Source organism: Paenibacillus sp. RC21, from assembly GCF_044907935.1.
GTDB lineage: Bacteria > Bacillota > Bacilli > Paenibacillales > Paenibacillaceae > Paenibacillus > Paenibacillus terrae_A.
Window position 1 is genome coordinate 740,859 of record NZ_JBIYCS010000003.1, and the last position, 15,328, is coordinate 756,186.

A 15,328-nucleotide genomic window follows, 5' to 3' on the forward strand; every position below is an offset into this window, starting at 1 on the left:
CTAGTTTAAAATAATTCTAAAAAAGTAATGGTTACAATATTGACTTTGATTTCTGCGAATGATAACATTTATCAAGTAGGTTGTTTTAATACAATACAGATGATTGAGGAAAACACATTTGATGTTTTTCTTACATGAGGAGTTTTCAAAATCCTTACATATTTTAAAAGGAGGATTTCATATTATGGCAGAAAGATTGGTAGGAAGACCCGCACCTGATTTTGCATTGGAAACAGTGACTGGGGACGGTCAAGAATTTGGTTCGGTGAAGCTTTCCGATTACCGTGGCAAATGGCTCGTGTTCTTCTTCTATCCACTGGATTTCACTTTTGTGTGCCCAACAGAAATCACAGCATTGAGCGATGCTGCTGACCAATTTAAAGAGCTGGATACTGAAATTCTGGGTATCAGTGTAGACTCCGTACACAGCCACAAAGCATGGATCAACACAGCAAAAGAAAACAATGGATTGGGCAAACTGAACTTCCCGTTGGCTTCTGATATCACGAAAAAAACAGCAAGCGATTATGGCGTTCTGATCGAAGAAGAAGGAGTTGCATTGCGCGGTTTGTTCATCATTGATCCTGAAGGCGAATTGAAATATCAAGTGGTTAACCACAACGACGTAGGTCGTAGTGTAGAAGAAACATTGCGTGTACTGCAAGCTTTGCAATCTGGCGGCTTGTGCGCAATGAACTGGAAACCAGGCGACAAGAACCTGTAATACAAACTTCAGAAGAAGTTGAGCATTAAACTTGCAAGCCCCCAACAAGCGGTTTTTTACCGACATTGGGGGCTTGCTTGCCTATGTTATGCAGGAAAAGATTTTATAATTATGTGTGTTTGAAGTGAACAGTATAGGGTGAAATAAGAAATAATTGTGGAAATGTTACTGTGTTTTGGAGGAATTTCGACTGGTGAAAGCGAATAAGGTAACATAGAGGATAAACAAGGCGGAACAGGTTTTGTTCAGAGGAGGCTGAGCCCGGATGAGTTATTGCTGTGGAGCAAGCATGGTAGGAACCAAGGGAACGCTGAAGCATTACCGCACCCAAGTTCATAATGTTCCTTTGCTGTTTTGCCCAGTATGTCGTCGCATTGAGGTCCATTATAAAGTCGAGAATGAGTATGAAATTTTGGCGGAGTATGCACATGGAGACGGGGCAAGCGAGATTGATTTTCAGGACTACGTCATGGAAGATGATGATACGATATTTGAGAATTGTGTGAATCGAGAGAGTGAAGATGCGTTTGAAATTGTGAAGCGTCAAATTGACATGTCTCTGGATTTATTGATGGTAGCAAAACAGATGAACGATGAAAAATGGCAGGGAGAGCTCAAGAGAAGACTGGCTGTTATGAGCCAGAGACGCTCTCGGCTTCAGCATAATAAGAGCGGCAGTTGACATCCTACACACCAAAGAAGCTCTCACACCTAGAGAGCTTCTTTGGTGTGTAGGATGCTTATTCCTAACTTATTATTTCGTTTTTGGTAATGTTGCGCAGATATTATGACGAAAGAAAACAGGATAAAAATGTGAATTCGACACTTTTTCCGATTGACTGGAATCCTAAGTCTTGTCTATCATAAAATTAGACTCTCAATTGGAAAGAGATGACCAGGATTTTCTGAATCTGTTTTCTAACCGTTGAAGGGTAGTCGATAGATGATGTCTTTCTCTTCTTCAAAAAATGTTAAGCGTCCGATACGGCCAGTTTATCATTCCGAAACAAGGGGGAAGCCTGGCATGATCAGTGAATTCCAAGAAGCCTTGCTTGATACCGTGGGAGCTTGTCCTTCCACTCAGATCGCCAATAACAAGTATGAAAATGTTCTGGAGAACCTGGATAGTGGTATCATGCTGTTTGACAGTGACGGTGTACTGACCTTTATTAACGTGCAAATGGCCAAACTGCTGGAACTGCCGCGTAGTTCGCTGGCAGGCCGCAACTTGATGCAAATTTTGCATCATCCCGAGTTAAGCCGATTTAAGAAGAAGAAAATTATGCGGATATACAAAGAGACCATCTTTCATAGAAAGCGCTATCATGAGCTAATTGATGAATATAGTCGGCATTGGTTGATTACGGTGACCTACGGGGATCAGATGGATGGCGATTTTTTGTTCAGTGTCAAGGATGTGTCGGATTATAAGCAAATTGAGCAGACGGCGTATCAAAATGACAAGCTCGCGATGTTAGGCCGCATTTCCGCCTCGATTGCTCATGAAATCCGTAACCCGCTTACCGCTATTCGGGGCTTTATTCAATTACTGCGGCCGCATCTGGTGGAGCTGGGAAGAGATGAGTATGCTCGTATAATATTGACAGAGATAGATCGTGCGAACGACATTATTTATGAGTTTCTGAATTCGTCCAAGCCTTCAGCTCCGCAAAAAACAGCCGTACCTGTGATGGGTCTGCTGAAAGAGGTTGTGATGCTGACCGAAAGCGAGGCGCTGATGAAGGGTTGTCAAATTGCACTGGATGAAAATAGTACGATCATGAAGGTTTCGATTGATGTAAAGCAGATTAAGCAGGTCATTCTCAATATGATCAAAAATGCAATGGATGCCATCGAAGGTATCAGAGAGGACCGTAAGGGATGCATTGATATCCATACAGTGCTGGAAGGCTCGTATGTCCATATTTGCATTGAAGATAACGGTTTGGGAATGGATCACAATACATTATCACGTTTATTTGATCCATTTTTTACAACGAAAGAAAGTGGTACCGGCTTGGGACTGGCAGTGAGCTATCGGATCATCAAAAATCACGGGGGCTTTATTCATGTAGACAGTACACATGGAAAGGGGACACAGTTTAAAATCACGCTTCCTGTAGTTTAGTGTTCTGGGACTTTCACAAGGGATGTAGTAGGTACTGATTCTTTTGTGTTGTACAGAACTGGGGCATAGGTATCACTCATTTGAAAAAGACCGGATAGAGCGCATTATCTGAAGAGATGATGCGCTTTTTTGGTTCTGGAAGCTTATTTATTTGCGTAAATACGAAAATGAAATAATGAATATAAGACAAAAAAATGATTCACCTTTCACAGATTAAATGTTATTATGTACCATAATCCATATTTATTTTTGATACTAAAGACTTAAAAAACGGCTTCCAAAGCTGTCAAACGTCTTAGATGATCGGAATTTCCGATATGCAGGGGGCTGAAGAGGCTGAATGAGTACACGGCTGGAAGTAAAGAAAACGATAGGCATCGGCATTGCTGCGCTAGTTCTGTTTGTCCTGGTTCAGTTATTTCATGTAACTTTGAATAAGCTATACTCCTATAATGTTTTTTTCTTGCTATATCCCATTGCTGGATTCGTCTGTGCGGCGATCTGTTTCTCTATTTTTTATCAATCTTGGTCGGTTTTGCTGGAGCACTTATCCTGGCAGAGACTTCTCATCGCGCCCACATTTCTGGTGACTGGTCTTCTTTACCTTATTCATATCGTCTCGTTTAGTTTTATTAGCCTGACAGATTTTGTTTTGTCTCCGGGTATTTCGCTATGGATTCTTTATGTGAACCGTGTCTTTACCTCCATTATGCTTATAGTCATTTGCTCCTTCCCCTTTAGAAAAGCCAAATCAGGACACAAGAAAACCGCTTTATGGACAGGTATAAGTTTTACTTTGCTGATCCTTGGGACTATTCAGATCTACGGACCGTACTTACCGGATCTTCGTATAAGACATGAACTGGACAATCTGGGATGGATGTTGAACTGGGTTATCCTGTTTCTGCTTGTATCCAATTTTATTTTGGGCGCACGAAAATATTTTAAATATCTTCCATCGGAATTTGGTATGTTGCTTATGCTTCGCGGGATTGGGCTATGTATCGTGAGCCAGTTGTTTTATTTGTCCTCCCGGCAAATGAGTGATATAAATCAGCTTATGGGACTTTTGATGAATGCTATTGCGTTTTATGATCTGCTAAGCGGCTTGGTTCGGCTCATGGTCCTTGTTCCATACCTGGAAAAGAAGGCGGCAGAATCTGAATTTAATTACATAGCCTATTATGATGATATCACAGGGCTACCGAATCGTCGGCGTCTTTCACAACGTCTGGAGCAATCTCTGCGTAATCCATTAAAACCCGATGAGACGGCAGCTCTTTTAATATTGAATATTGACCGATTCAAAACCATTAACGATTCGTTGGGGCATATGGCAGGGAATTATTTGCTGTATGCGGTGGGAGAACGCTTGGAGCATTTTTGCCGTGAAGGCGAGGATGTTTTCAGTATGGGCAGAGATGAGTTTGCGTTTCTTCTCACAGGCTACCAGGATATAGATGCCATGAAGAATCGTATTGATGATATGGTAAAGTTGTTTGAGCAGCCTTTTGATATTAATGGTGAGTACTATCATGTGATGGTGAGTATGGGGATAGCTTTATATCCTCTGGATGCCACTCAGGGTGAGCAGCTCATTCAGCATGCGGATACCGCTGTCCATAATGCCAAGGAGCAGGGGGTGAATTTTCAGCGGTATACCAGTGTCATGCAGATGCGTGCGCAGGAAAGGCTCCAATTGGAAAATGATTTGCGGCGTGCGCTTGAAAATGAGGAATTTTCACTGGTGTATCAACCGCGTGTTCATTTACAAAGCGGTGAACTGACGAGCTTGGAGGCACTGGTGCGCTGGAATCATCCTCATCGCGGAATGGTGATGCCGGGAGATTTTATTCCGGTGGCCGAAGAAAGTGGTCTGATCGTGCCTTTGGGGGAATGGGTGCTGCGGGAAGCTTGCCTGCAAAACAAGAGTTGGCAGAAGGCAGGGTACCAGCCGATCCCGATATCAGTGAATTTATCCATGCGCCAATTTCAGCAAAAAAAGCTCGTGGATGTGATACGGGGCATTTTGACCTACACGGAACTGGAGCCGTGCTACCTGGAGCTGGAGATTACAGAGAGTATGACTTTTGATAAGGATCTGGCCTTTGAGCAACTGAAAAACATAAAGGCCATTGGCGTTGCAATCAGTATCGACGATTTTGGAACAGGCTATAGTTCGTTGCATTATTTGAAAAATCTTCCGATTGACCGACTTAAAATTGACCGTTCCTTTGTCAATGAGGTACTGGTGGACAGCAAAAATGCGGCTATTGTGTCGACCATTGCCTCCATGGCCCACCATTTGAAGCTGAAGGTTACGGCTGAAGGAGTGGAAAATGAGGGCCAACTCCAATTTTTACAGGCTCAGGATTGCCATGAGGGACAAGGCTATTATTTCAGTCGGCCCATTCCGGCAGAATCCTTTGAAAACCTGTTTTTGCGCAAACCTATGAATTGGCTGGTTCAGGATGGTATGTAGTTTGCTTGCAATTTACAGGCAGGTAAGTTATACTAGATAACATCCTGATTCTGCTGGTTGACAACAGTTCGAATATGTCATTCATAAGAATTAAGATATTTTAAAGTGCGGGTGTAGTTCAATGGTAGAACTTCAGCCTTCCAAGCTGATAGCGTGGGTTCGATTCCCATCACCCGCTTTGCTGTATAAAATGCTTGAAACCCTTGCCCTACAAGGGTTTTTGTTTTGCCCATAGCTCGACGTACGACAGACTCCTTTTTAAAATAGGAGCAGATCAAGGGGCAGTTGGATTACATATAGTTAGCCGGGATGCCAATCGGGTGTACCGGCTTGTTTGCGTTCTTACGAACTGTTTTTTTACACTATTATACAAAAATATCTATATCAACAATCTCAACGATTTGAAAAACCAGTTAGGGGATTCAACTCCCAAAATCCTGGTGATTGAAAAAAATATTTTTGCCTCCTCTAAAACCGTTGTCAATATTGGTGCCAACAAATCGCTTATCGGTTCATACGCGCAGAACAACTGGTTAATATTCATTTGAAAACAACGGCTAATTCCGGTATTGTGATCTTTCAAAACTTGACTTTTGAACATAGCGCCACATTAACGATAATGATGATATTCAGCTTTACCTTATATCACTATCTCCAATAATTATTTTGAAAATTTGCAAGTTCGCGGTCCTGGGCTTATGAGATATGGATATTTCCATGTTAAAAATAATTACATCAATAATTTTCAGTTGGCCTACAGGATAGCTACGAATGCAGATCTATTCGGAGTACAACTATTTTGGAAAAGGTAGCGAAAAGGGCGGCATTCTGGACGATAAAGCAAATGGAGAATTTAAAGACGTCGGCAGCTTTCCAGCCATTATCAACCAAAAGTCGCGGGTGACCAACTGGAATCCGAGCAAGAACTACAGTTATCAAGTTCAAACTCCTGAATATACCAAGGAATTTGTAACTAAATATGCAGGCTCGTCCAATACAACTCTTGTATTCGGAAAATAATTTTGATGTACAACGGATTTGCAAATATTTTCTGATCTGCTATACTGGCTGCAAGCAAGTATTCCGTGAAAAGGAAGGTAACGATACGTCCGATGAAGTAAGCACACTGATTTTCCCCACAAACTGCACAGTTAGTGGCAGGCGGCTGTATGCTGCAACGGGAGAAGTGTGTCTGAAAATGAGGTTTGGGACGTATACGTTTGCTCCGGAACGGGATTATGCTTTTTTCCGTTTACGGTTCTCTTTCTTATAAACGTATGTTCTGAAACGATTCATAGCAGTCATTCTATATTCCTTGTAAGCAAGCCGTAGCCTTCTGCGGCTTTTTTTATTGCTTCCGGTGATGAAAACCGGACAGGGAAAGGATGATTACCATATGAGAACCATTTTGCGTATTCGAGATGTCATAAAGGATTGGAACGGGACGTCTTTGTTTGAGAATGTGTCCATGGATGTGACGGAGGGGGAGCGGCTCGCCCTGTTCGGAAGAAATGGAGCAGGCAAAACGACGCTATTGCGGATACTGTTGGGCGACGAGGCGCCGACTTCAGGTAAGTTAGAGCATGAATTGCCGCTGGAGGAGCGGGGCTGGATGAAGCAGCAGGATACCATTCAATCCGCGCGAACTGCACTGGAGGCGGCACAGCAGGCCAGTCCTGAGCATTGGCGAGTGAAGACGACGCTGAAGCAACTGGAGGCTGAAATTGCCCATAGGGGAGAGGAAGCAGAGCGTCGGCTGGAGCAATACGGCGAGCTGATGGATGAGTACGAGCGGCTGCAAGGTTTTGCGTGGGAGTCCGAAGTGGAAAAGGCGCTGACCCGGATGGGGATGCCTGCTGAGACGTGGCCTATTTCCTATGGTGACCTGAGCGGAGGGCAGAAGACCAGAGTACGGTTAGCCGGATTGATGGTCAGACAGCCGAAGCTGCTGGTGCTGGATGAACCGACCAACCATCTGGATGCCGAAAGTTTGCTCTGGCTGGAGCAGTGGCTGTCCACATATCATGGGACGTTGTTGTTTGTATCGCATGACAGAGCCTTTTTGGATCGAGTAGCTACAGGTATTTGCGAGCTGACGTCAACGGGCATTCGGCGCTATAAGGGCGGCTATACGGAATATAAGGAGCAAAAGGAAAGGGAGCTGCGGGAGCAGGAAGCCAACTACCGGAAGCAGGAGCTGGCACGGCAGGCGTTGGAGGAGACGATCCGAAGTTACCGGGAATGGTTCCATCAGGCGCACCGGGCAGCTTCCAATGTGGAAATGGCCGTTACGCAAAGCTTTTATAAGGCCAAGGCTAATAAAAATATTTCCCGTTATCATGCGAAGGAGAAGGAGTTGGAACGGCTGGAGGCCAATCGGGTTGAGCAGCCGCGTGAAGCCGCGTCTCTGCATATGAAATTAAGTGACAGCAGATTTCAAGCCAAATATTTGCTGCGTGCCGAGCATGTCTATTTTAGCTACGACGACCATAATACCATTGTGCAGGATCTCAACCTGAACATTGCTCGTGGCGATCGTCTGGCTGTTCGGGGTTCGAATGGAATTGGCAAAACAACGCTGCTGCGACTGTTAACAGGACAGTTGGAGCCGTATAAGGGAAAGATCACAGCGAATCCACAGCTAAAAATCGGATATTTCTCACAGGAGCTGGAGCAGCTTCCAAAGGATCAGACATTGCTGGACAGCTTGCTTGCGCTCCCCACCATGACGCAGACGGAAGCGAGAACGGTGCTGGGATGCTTTCTTTTTGCCAGAGAAGATGTGTTCAAGAGGATCGGGACGCTCAGTATGGGTGAGAAATGCAGAGTGGCCTTTCTACGTTTGTACTTTAGTGGAGCCAACCTGCTGGTGCTGGATGAGCCAACCAATTATTTTGACATTGAAACCCGTGAAATCGTGGAGGAGTCTTTGCGCAGTTACGATGGGGCGCTGGTTCTTGTCTCACATGACCGGGAGCTGGTGCGACGGACGGCAACCCGTTTGCTTGATATGCAGCCTGGAGGCACCTATGAAATCTATGAAGGGATAGCCGACGAAAAGCAGGAAGAACAGCGGAACCGTCAACAGGAACCAGAGGATCAGGAACAGCGTGAGGAGCGTCTGCGATTACAGTTGCGTCTTACGGAGCTGATGGGTACGGCGGGGCCGGACGATGAAAATGAGGAACTGCTGTCAGAAATCAGGCGTATTCGTGCCAAACTGGATCAGTCGGATTAAACGGCTGCGTCAGAATGGGTAAAACCGTGTGCCCGGCTTGCCAAAGCGCTAGGGTTTGCATATAATAATGGACAATAGTTCGAAATTTGAAAATGTCTTGATGGAGAAGAGTAGGCAGTGTCCGATTGAACAGGGAGGAAGCGCCGTAGGATTGAGAGCGTTTCTGCAGAACAGGGCTGTTGAAGTTCGCTCCGGAGCAGTTCCTTGAACCTCGTATGCCATCTGTAGATGGCAAGTGGGCAAGTAGGGGATACCGGTTCACGACCGTTACAACGTGCAGAGCGAGATCATGATTGCATAGCATGGATAAACACCTGTGTTGCCGAGAGGCAGATATTGTTGAAAGGCAAAGCGCGGGGTGGGCTGAGCAGGATTGTCTAACGAGGGTGGTACCACGGTCTTTTCGTCCCTTACCGGGAGAAAGGACCTTTTTTTGTTGTCTGAAAAACTGGATATGAAGAAAGGGGACTGAACAGGCGATGAGCGAAACCATCCAAATGAAGGAACATTTGCTGGCCTTGAAGGAAGAAGCATTGGAAGTATTGGAGAAGGTGGCAACGCCCAAAGAGCTAGCTGATCTGCGGGTCAAATATTCGGGTAAAAAGGGTGCGCTGACTGAAATTTTGCGCGGTATGGGCAAGCTGAGCGCGGAAGAACGTCCAGTTGTCGGACAAGTAGCCAATGAAGTGCGCGAGGCGATTGAAGAAGTCGTCAACCGTAAACAGGATGAGTTCACGAAAGCGGAGACGAATGAGCGTCTGCAAGCGGAAAAGATCGACGTTACACTACCTGGACGCACAATGCCGCAAGGTGGATTGCATCCACTCAACAAAGTAATTGAGCAGATCGAGGATATTTTTACAGGTATGGGCTACCGGGTTGCAGAAGGTCCACAGGCTGAGACGGATTATTATAACTTTGAAGCGTTGAACCTGCCTAAAAATCACCCGGCGCGGGATATGCAGGATTCGTTTTATCTGACCGAGGATCTGTTGATGCGTACCCATACGTCACCCGTTCAGATTCGCGCAATGGAGGCGATGAAGGGCGAAACGCCGATTAAGGTCATTTGTCCGGGTACGGTTTTCCGACGTGATGATGACGATGCTACGCATTCTTTCCAATTCCACCAAATTGAAGGGCTTGTGATTGGAAAAGACATTCGCATGAGTGATCTGAAAGGAACCTTGCTGCAATTCGCACGCGAAATGTTCGGGGAATCGACCGAAATCCGTCTGCGTCCAAGCTTCTTTCCGTTTACAGAGCCGAGTGCCGAGGTGGACGTGACTTTTGTAAAGAAAAATGGCGAGCGCGTATGGATCGAAATTTTGGGCTGTGGCATGGTGCATCCGAAAGTGCTGGAAATGGGCGGTTTTGATCCCGAGGTATATAGCGGCTTTGCATTCGGTATGGGTGTAGAACGGATTGCCATTTTGAAATACGGAATTGACGATATTCGTCATTTTTATAACAGCGACCTGTCATTCTTGAAGCAGTTTGCGCGTCAATAAACAACTATATGAAGGGAAGTGAACCCATATGAAAGTATCATTCGATTGGCTATCCGAGTATGTATCGCTGGATCAGGTGAGCGCGGAGGATCTGGCAGAGAAAATCACCCGTTCGGGCATTGAAATTGATGAGGTCGAACATCGCAACAAAGGGATTACTGGCGTCGTGGTCGGCTATGTCAAAAGCAAGGAAAAGCACCCTGATGCGGATAAGCTGAATGTGTGTATCGTCGATGCGGGACAAGAGGAAGATCTGCAAATCGTGTGTGGCGCCAAAAATGTGGATGCAGGGCAAAAGGTTCCTGTTGCCGTCGTGGGCGCGAAGCTGCCGGGAGATTTTCAGATTAAAAAGGCCAAGCTGCGCGGTGTCGTATCCATGGGCATGATCTGCTCGGCTAAGGAACTGGGTATGAATGACAAGCTGTTGCCCAAAGAGTTGCAGGAAGGTATTCTGGTGCTGCCTGAGGATGCTGAAATCGGTACGCCGATTACGAAGCTGCTGGCGCTGGATGATCAGGTGCTGGATTTTGATCTGACACCAAACCGTTCGGATTGCTTGAGTATGCATGGAGCGGCTTATGAAGTGAGCGCGATTCTGGGGCGTGACATTTCGCTGGCTGACCCGGCTAAGGATTTGGTGGAAATCAGCGATGTGGCGGCAGATCATCTGTCGGTAAAGGTGGATATACCTGAACTGTGTACGCACTATGCGGCTCGCTATATCACGGGTGTGAAAGTGGGGGCCTCTCCACTGTGGATTCAAAACCGCCTGATGGCGGCGGGAGTTCGTCCGATCAACAACATCGTGGATATTACGAACTATGTCATGCTGGAATACGGTCAGCCGTTGCATGCTTTTGATGCGGATAAGCTGGAAAGTGGCAACATTGAAGTGCGTCTCGCTCGTGCAGGCGAAGCATTGGTTACGCTGGACGATCAGGAGCGGAAGCTGGAGCCGCATATGCTGCTGATTACAGACGGCGTAAAGCCAATTGCGTTGGCAGGGGTGATGGGCGGAGCGAATTCCGAAGTTACGGATACGACGGTCAGCATTGCGCTGGAATCCGCGAAGTTTGACGGCGGTACGGTTCGCAAAACGTCCCGTCAGCTTGGACTTCGTTCCGAAGCAAGCCTGCGTTTTGAAAAAGAGGTTGATCCGGGTGCTGTTGTACCTGCGGTGAACCGTGCGGCTGCGCTGATTCAGCGTTATGCAGGAGGCACTGTGCATCAAGGCATCGTGGAAGCTGTTTCTGCGAAGGCCGAAAGCCGGATTATCAAGTTGTCGCTGGATAAAGTGAACCGGTATTTGGGAACAGAATTGTCGCTGCTTGAGGTGAAGACGATTTTCGGCAAGCTTCATTTCGGATGCGGTGACGTGGAGCAAGGTGTGTTGGAAGTGGAAGTGCCTACACGGCGCGGAGATATTTCCATGGATGTGGATTTGATTGAAGAGGTGGCCCGTCTGTATGGCTATGACAATATTCCGACGACGCCGATTGAAGGACCAACGACGCCAGGTGCTTTGACGGCATCGCAATCACTGCGCCGTTCGCTGCGTAAATTGCTGGCCCATGGCGGCTGGCAAGAGACGATCAGTTACTCGTTTGTGCATCCGGAAAGTGCAGGTTTGTTTAATGCGCTGACAGAGGGAAGCCATCCTGTACGTTTGGCGATGCCTATGAGCGAAGACCGCAGTGTGCTGCGTACGAGTATTATTCCGCAAATGCTGGATACAGCAGTGTATAACATGAACCGGAAGCAGGAAAATCTGGCGATTTTCGAAATAGGAACTGTATTTTATACCGGGGAACAAACGTTGACCCGCCAGCCGCAGGAAATTCAAGTGCTCAGTCTGCTGCTGACTGGCGTACGCCGTGAAAAACAATGGAATATCGGTGCTGAGAAGGTTGATTTCTTTGATATTAAAGGCGCGCTGGAAACGGTATTTGACTATTTCGGATTGGGTGCAAGCATCCGTTATGTGGCTGACCAGCCGCAAAGCTATCATCCGGGACGTTCTGCCTCCGTATGGCTGGATGTGAATGGAACCTCCCAACGAATCGGCACCATCGGGCAGATCCATCCGGAGCTGCAACAGTCTTATGGGCTGAATGATACGTATGTAGCGGAAATTGCGTTGCAACAGGTGATCGAACACGCCAACAGTCACATTCAGTTCAGAGAGCTGGCTCGCTTCCCGTCCGTGGAACGCGACATTGCCCTCGTGGTGGATAAGGACGTAGAAGCAGGCGAACTGCTGCGTGTGATTCATGCGGCTGGCGGAGAGCTATTGCAGGATGCACGGGTGTTTGATGTATTTACAGGCAGCAAGCTTGGCGAAGACAAGAAGAGCGTAGCTATCTCCCTGACCTACCGTCACTGGGAGCATACGTTGACGGATGAAGAGATTAATGCGGCACATATTCCTGTCGTTACGTCTCTGGAACAAACTTTTGGAGCGGAATTGAGAAAGTAGCAGGAAATGCGGGGAGCCGTATCGAATCTTAGTGACAGAGGTTCGATACGGCTTTTTGGCCTATCATCATTGAAGCTCTCTACTCTGATATTCACCCGCTGCGGGGAAGCCGGACTAATGGGGTTGAACGCTTCACGAAGGGCGGGTTACCATAGTACCGGACACAACTTAGAATCAACATACAGTAGTATTGAAGGAGGGCTTAATTGTGACTACACCAGATCGTACTCGCGTCACTGTAGAGATCTACGGTACTTCTTATAAACTCGTCGGCAGTAATACCGATTATATGAAGCAGGTTGCCAATTACGTGGATGAGCGCATGCATAGCATTTCTCAGGCTCATTCGCGTCTTGATATGCCCCGAATTGCCGTACTGGCTGCGGTTCATATGGCAGAAGAAGCTGTACAAATTCAGGAAATTCAGAGCCATATGAACCGGTTGGCCGGGGAGCGGGCGGAGCTTCGGGGCGAACTGGCTCAACTCCAGACGGCTCTTGGAGAACAGCAGCAAAAAAATACGGATATGCAGCAGTCTTTTGCCCAATTGAAGGAAGAGAAGGAAACGGTTCTGAAAAAATGGAAGGAGACCGAATCCACATCAGCCAGGGAAATTGCCGAATTAAAGGCGAAGCTGGAACAGCAGGAGAAAAAAGCGGCAGAACTCGAAAATGGACAAAAGCAGGCTGAACGTCAATTGGAGGAGTCCCGTCAGGAAGCTTCCCGTAAGCTGAAAGAGCAGCAGGAGGCGGCAAATGCCCGTATCCGCCAGATGGAGGAGCAAACCAAGAAGGAGCTGGCCGAAGCGGTCAAGCAGGCGGAAGCCAAGCTGTCGGCTGCGGAAAAGGCTCATCAGGAGCGTCAGCGTACAGAGCTGGACAAGCTGCGTTCTGCTTTGCAGCAGGAGCATAGCCGGAAGGTCACCGAATGGCAGGGCAAGTGGTCCGGGCTAAAGGAGCAGTTGGAGCAGGAGCGTAAACAGGCGGAACTGGCGTTGAATGAAGAAAAGCTCCAGCATCAGGAAGCGGAGAAACGGGCCGAGGAAGCTGCACTGGAGCAGGAAATTCGGATCGAGGAGCTTCAAGAGCAATTGGAGCAGGTACAAGCAGGTAGTACAGAGCTGTCTTCCCGTCTGGGAGAGGCGCAAGAGCAGGTTGCAGCATTGAAGCAACAGCAGTCCGAGCTGGAGTCTATGCTAGAAACGCAGCGACAGGCTGCGACAGAACGCGAGCAGGCGGATACGCTTGCGCGTGAAGAGCTGCAAAGCCGTTACGATGAATTGGCAGCGGAAGCCAAGGCAACGCAGCAGCAAGCGGCCAAGCTGGAGGAAGAACAGCGCCGGATGCAGAAGTTGCTGGAGCAGGCGCATGTGTCCTCCCGCAAACTGCAAAGTGAGTTGGCCACACTGGGCGAAAGCGAGAAATCTTGGAAGAAGCTTGCAGAGGAACGCCAGCTCGCAGTAGATGAGCTGGAGCTTTCGATATTGGAAGTACGTGAACAGAAGGATACTGTACAGGAGCAATTACAGCATGCCGTGGCTGAGGTTGAAGCTGTAAACCATAAATTTGCTGCACAGCAGCAACGTCTGTTGCAGTTGGAAGCGAGAATCAAGGAACTTTCACCTGAGCTGATTCGCGCTCAGGATGAGCTGGAGAAGGCAATCCTGCGTGAGCAAGAGGGAACAAAGGCTTACAAAACGCTTCAGGAGCAGTATGGAAGCATGAAGAGCCGGGCAGAGCAACTGGGACAGAATATCAAGCAGCTCCAGCGTGAAGATAGCGAACGGCGGAGGGAACTGGAGCGCGCCGAAGAAGAATCACTGGAATGGCAGCTTAAATATGAGCAGTTGAAGGCCGAAGCGGAACGTTTGGAAGCCGAAGATGCTGCCCGTAAGAAAGAATTCGCCTCGTGGGAACGAGAAATAGCCGTAACTGTTGAACAAAAGGAACAGCTTCAAGAGGAAATTCGTCTGGCCGTTGAAGCTGCCGAGGCGGCGAAGGCTGAACAGCAATCTGTAGATCAGGAACGGATGGCTTTACAGTCCGAGCTGGAGGAAGTCGGTCAGAAGTATGAGCTGGCGGCTCATCAGCTTCGTCTTTTACAGGTTCAACAGGATGTGGATCGGGAAAATACGGAGAAGATATCGACGGAATTACGTCAATTGCAAGAAGAATATACCAAGCTTCAATCCGAGTACAATGAGTGGATTGAATTAATTGAACAGGATCAGTAGATACGGATTATAAATGCAATGTAATGCAATCCCCGGCTGCTTATCGCCGGGGATTATTTGTATGCTGTATCCTATTCGGTTCTTGGATGACAAAAGGCTGTCCAGCGGCAGAAGAAATCTGCTGTGGAACAGCCTTGTCGGGAATGTGACCCCAAATTATTTCTCGCTCTTGCGGCCAGCTTCAAACGGTGTAGATACCGGAATGAACAGGTCGATAATCCCGATAACCAATGCAGCGAGCAATGCGCCCAAAAAGGAAACACTGACACTGGTTACGATATATTGAGCGATCCAGATAACCAGAGCGCTCACCAGGAAGCCTACGATACCGCGTCCGAATGGTGAAACGCGTCGGCCAAACATAGCCTCAATGATGTAACCGATCAAGGCAATGACAATGGCAAGGATCAGCGCGCTCCAAAAGCCGCCTACACTAAAGCCGGGAACGATCCAGCTTACGACCATCAGAACCAAAGCGGCGACGATGAAACGCACAATGTGCCCGAGAATGCTCACGGAATAACCTCCTTTGTTTT

Annotated in this window: 9 protein-coding genes, 1 tRNA gene and 1 pseudogene; 10 read left to right on the forward strand and 1 reads right to left on the reverse strand. The window is 47.4% G+C overall.

Going from position 1 to position 15,328, the window contains the following annotated elements:
- Window positions 1–184: 184 nt before the first annotated feature.
- The 10 genes and pseudogenes from ABIA61_RS13200 to ABIA61_RS13245 all read left to right on the forward strand — a co-directional run bounded on the left by ABIA61_RS13200 (window position 185) and on the right by ABIA61_RS13245 (window position 14,792).
- Entirely contained in the window at window positions 185–724 is a 540-nt protein-coding gene (locus ABIA61_RS13200) for a peroxiredoxin (RefSeq protein WP_014280569.1), read from the forward strand.
- Between the two features lie 265 nt (window positions 725–989).
- Window positions 990–1,406: a hypothetical protein gene (locus tag ABIA61_RS13205; protein WP_007429530.1), complete on the forward strand. Its 417-nt coding sequence runs from the start codon at window positions 990–992 to the stop codon at window positions 1,404–1,406.
- Window positions 1,407–1,748: 342 nt separating this feature from the next.
- Window positions 1,749–2,852 (forward strand): ATP-binding protein, encoded by a 1,104-nt coding sequence (locus ABIA61_RS13210; RefSeq protein WP_283655222.1) that lies wholly within the window; start codon window positions 1,749–1,751, stop codon window positions 2,850–2,852.
- Window positions 2,853–3,192: 340 nt separating this feature from the next.
- Window positions 3,193–5,334 (forward strand): putative bifunctional diguanylate cyclase/phosphodiesterase, encoded by a 2,142-nt coding sequence (locus ABIA61_RS13215; protein WP_404520010.1) that lies wholly within the window; start codon window positions 3,193–3,195, stop codon window positions 5,332–5,334.
- A 107-nt stretch (window positions 5,335–5,441) separates the two neighbouring features.
- Window positions 5,442–5,512: transfer RNA gene (locus ABIA61_RS13220), tRNA-Gly, on the forward strand.
- 199 nt (window positions 5,513–5,711) lie between these two features.
- Window positions 5,712–6,354 (forward strand): annotated as a pseudogene (locus ABIA61_RS13225) (pectate lyase family protein); the annotation flags it as partial.
- A gap of 376 nt (window positions 6,355–6,730) precedes the next feature.
- Window positions 6,731–8,572: a ribosomal protection-like ABC-F family protein gene (abc-f, locus tag ABIA61_RS13230; protein ID WP_404520012.1), complete on the forward strand. Its 1,842-nt coding sequence runs from the start codon at window positions 6,731–6,733 to the stop codon at window positions 8,570–8,572.
- 479 nt (window positions 8,573–9,051) lie between these two features.
- Window positions 9,052–10,083 (forward strand): phenylalanine--tRNA ligase subunit alpha, encoded by a 1,032-nt coding sequence (gene pheS, locus ABIA61_RS13235; RefSeq protein WP_404520014.1) that lies wholly within the window; start codon window positions 9,052–9,054, stop codon window positions 10,081–10,083.
- A gap of 28 nt (window positions 10,084–10,111) precedes the next feature.
- Window positions 10,112–12,559, forward strand: coding sequence for a phenylalanine--tRNA ligase subunit beta (gene pheT / locus ABIA61_RS13240; RefSeq protein WP_283655226.1), 2,448 nt, complete (start codon window positions 10,112–10,114; stop codon window positions 12,557–12,559).
- Window positions 12,560–12,767: 208 nt separating this feature from the next.
- Complete coding sequence (locus ABIA61_RS13245; RefSeq protein WP_283655227.1) at window positions 12,768–14,792, forward strand: cell division protein ZapA; 2,025 nt, start codon at window positions 12,768–12,770, stop codon at window positions 14,790–14,792.
- Between the two features lie 156 nt (window positions 14,793–14,948).
- Here ABIA61_RS13245 and ABIA61_RS13250 read toward each other — a convergent pair whose 3' ends face one another.
- Window positions 14,949–15,308, reverse strand: a complete 360-nt coding sequence (locus ABIA61_RS13250; protein WP_044646656.1) for a phage holin family protein — start codon at window positions 15,306–15,308, stop codon at window positions 14,949–14,951.
- Window positions 15,309–15,328 lie beyond the last annotated feature (20 nt).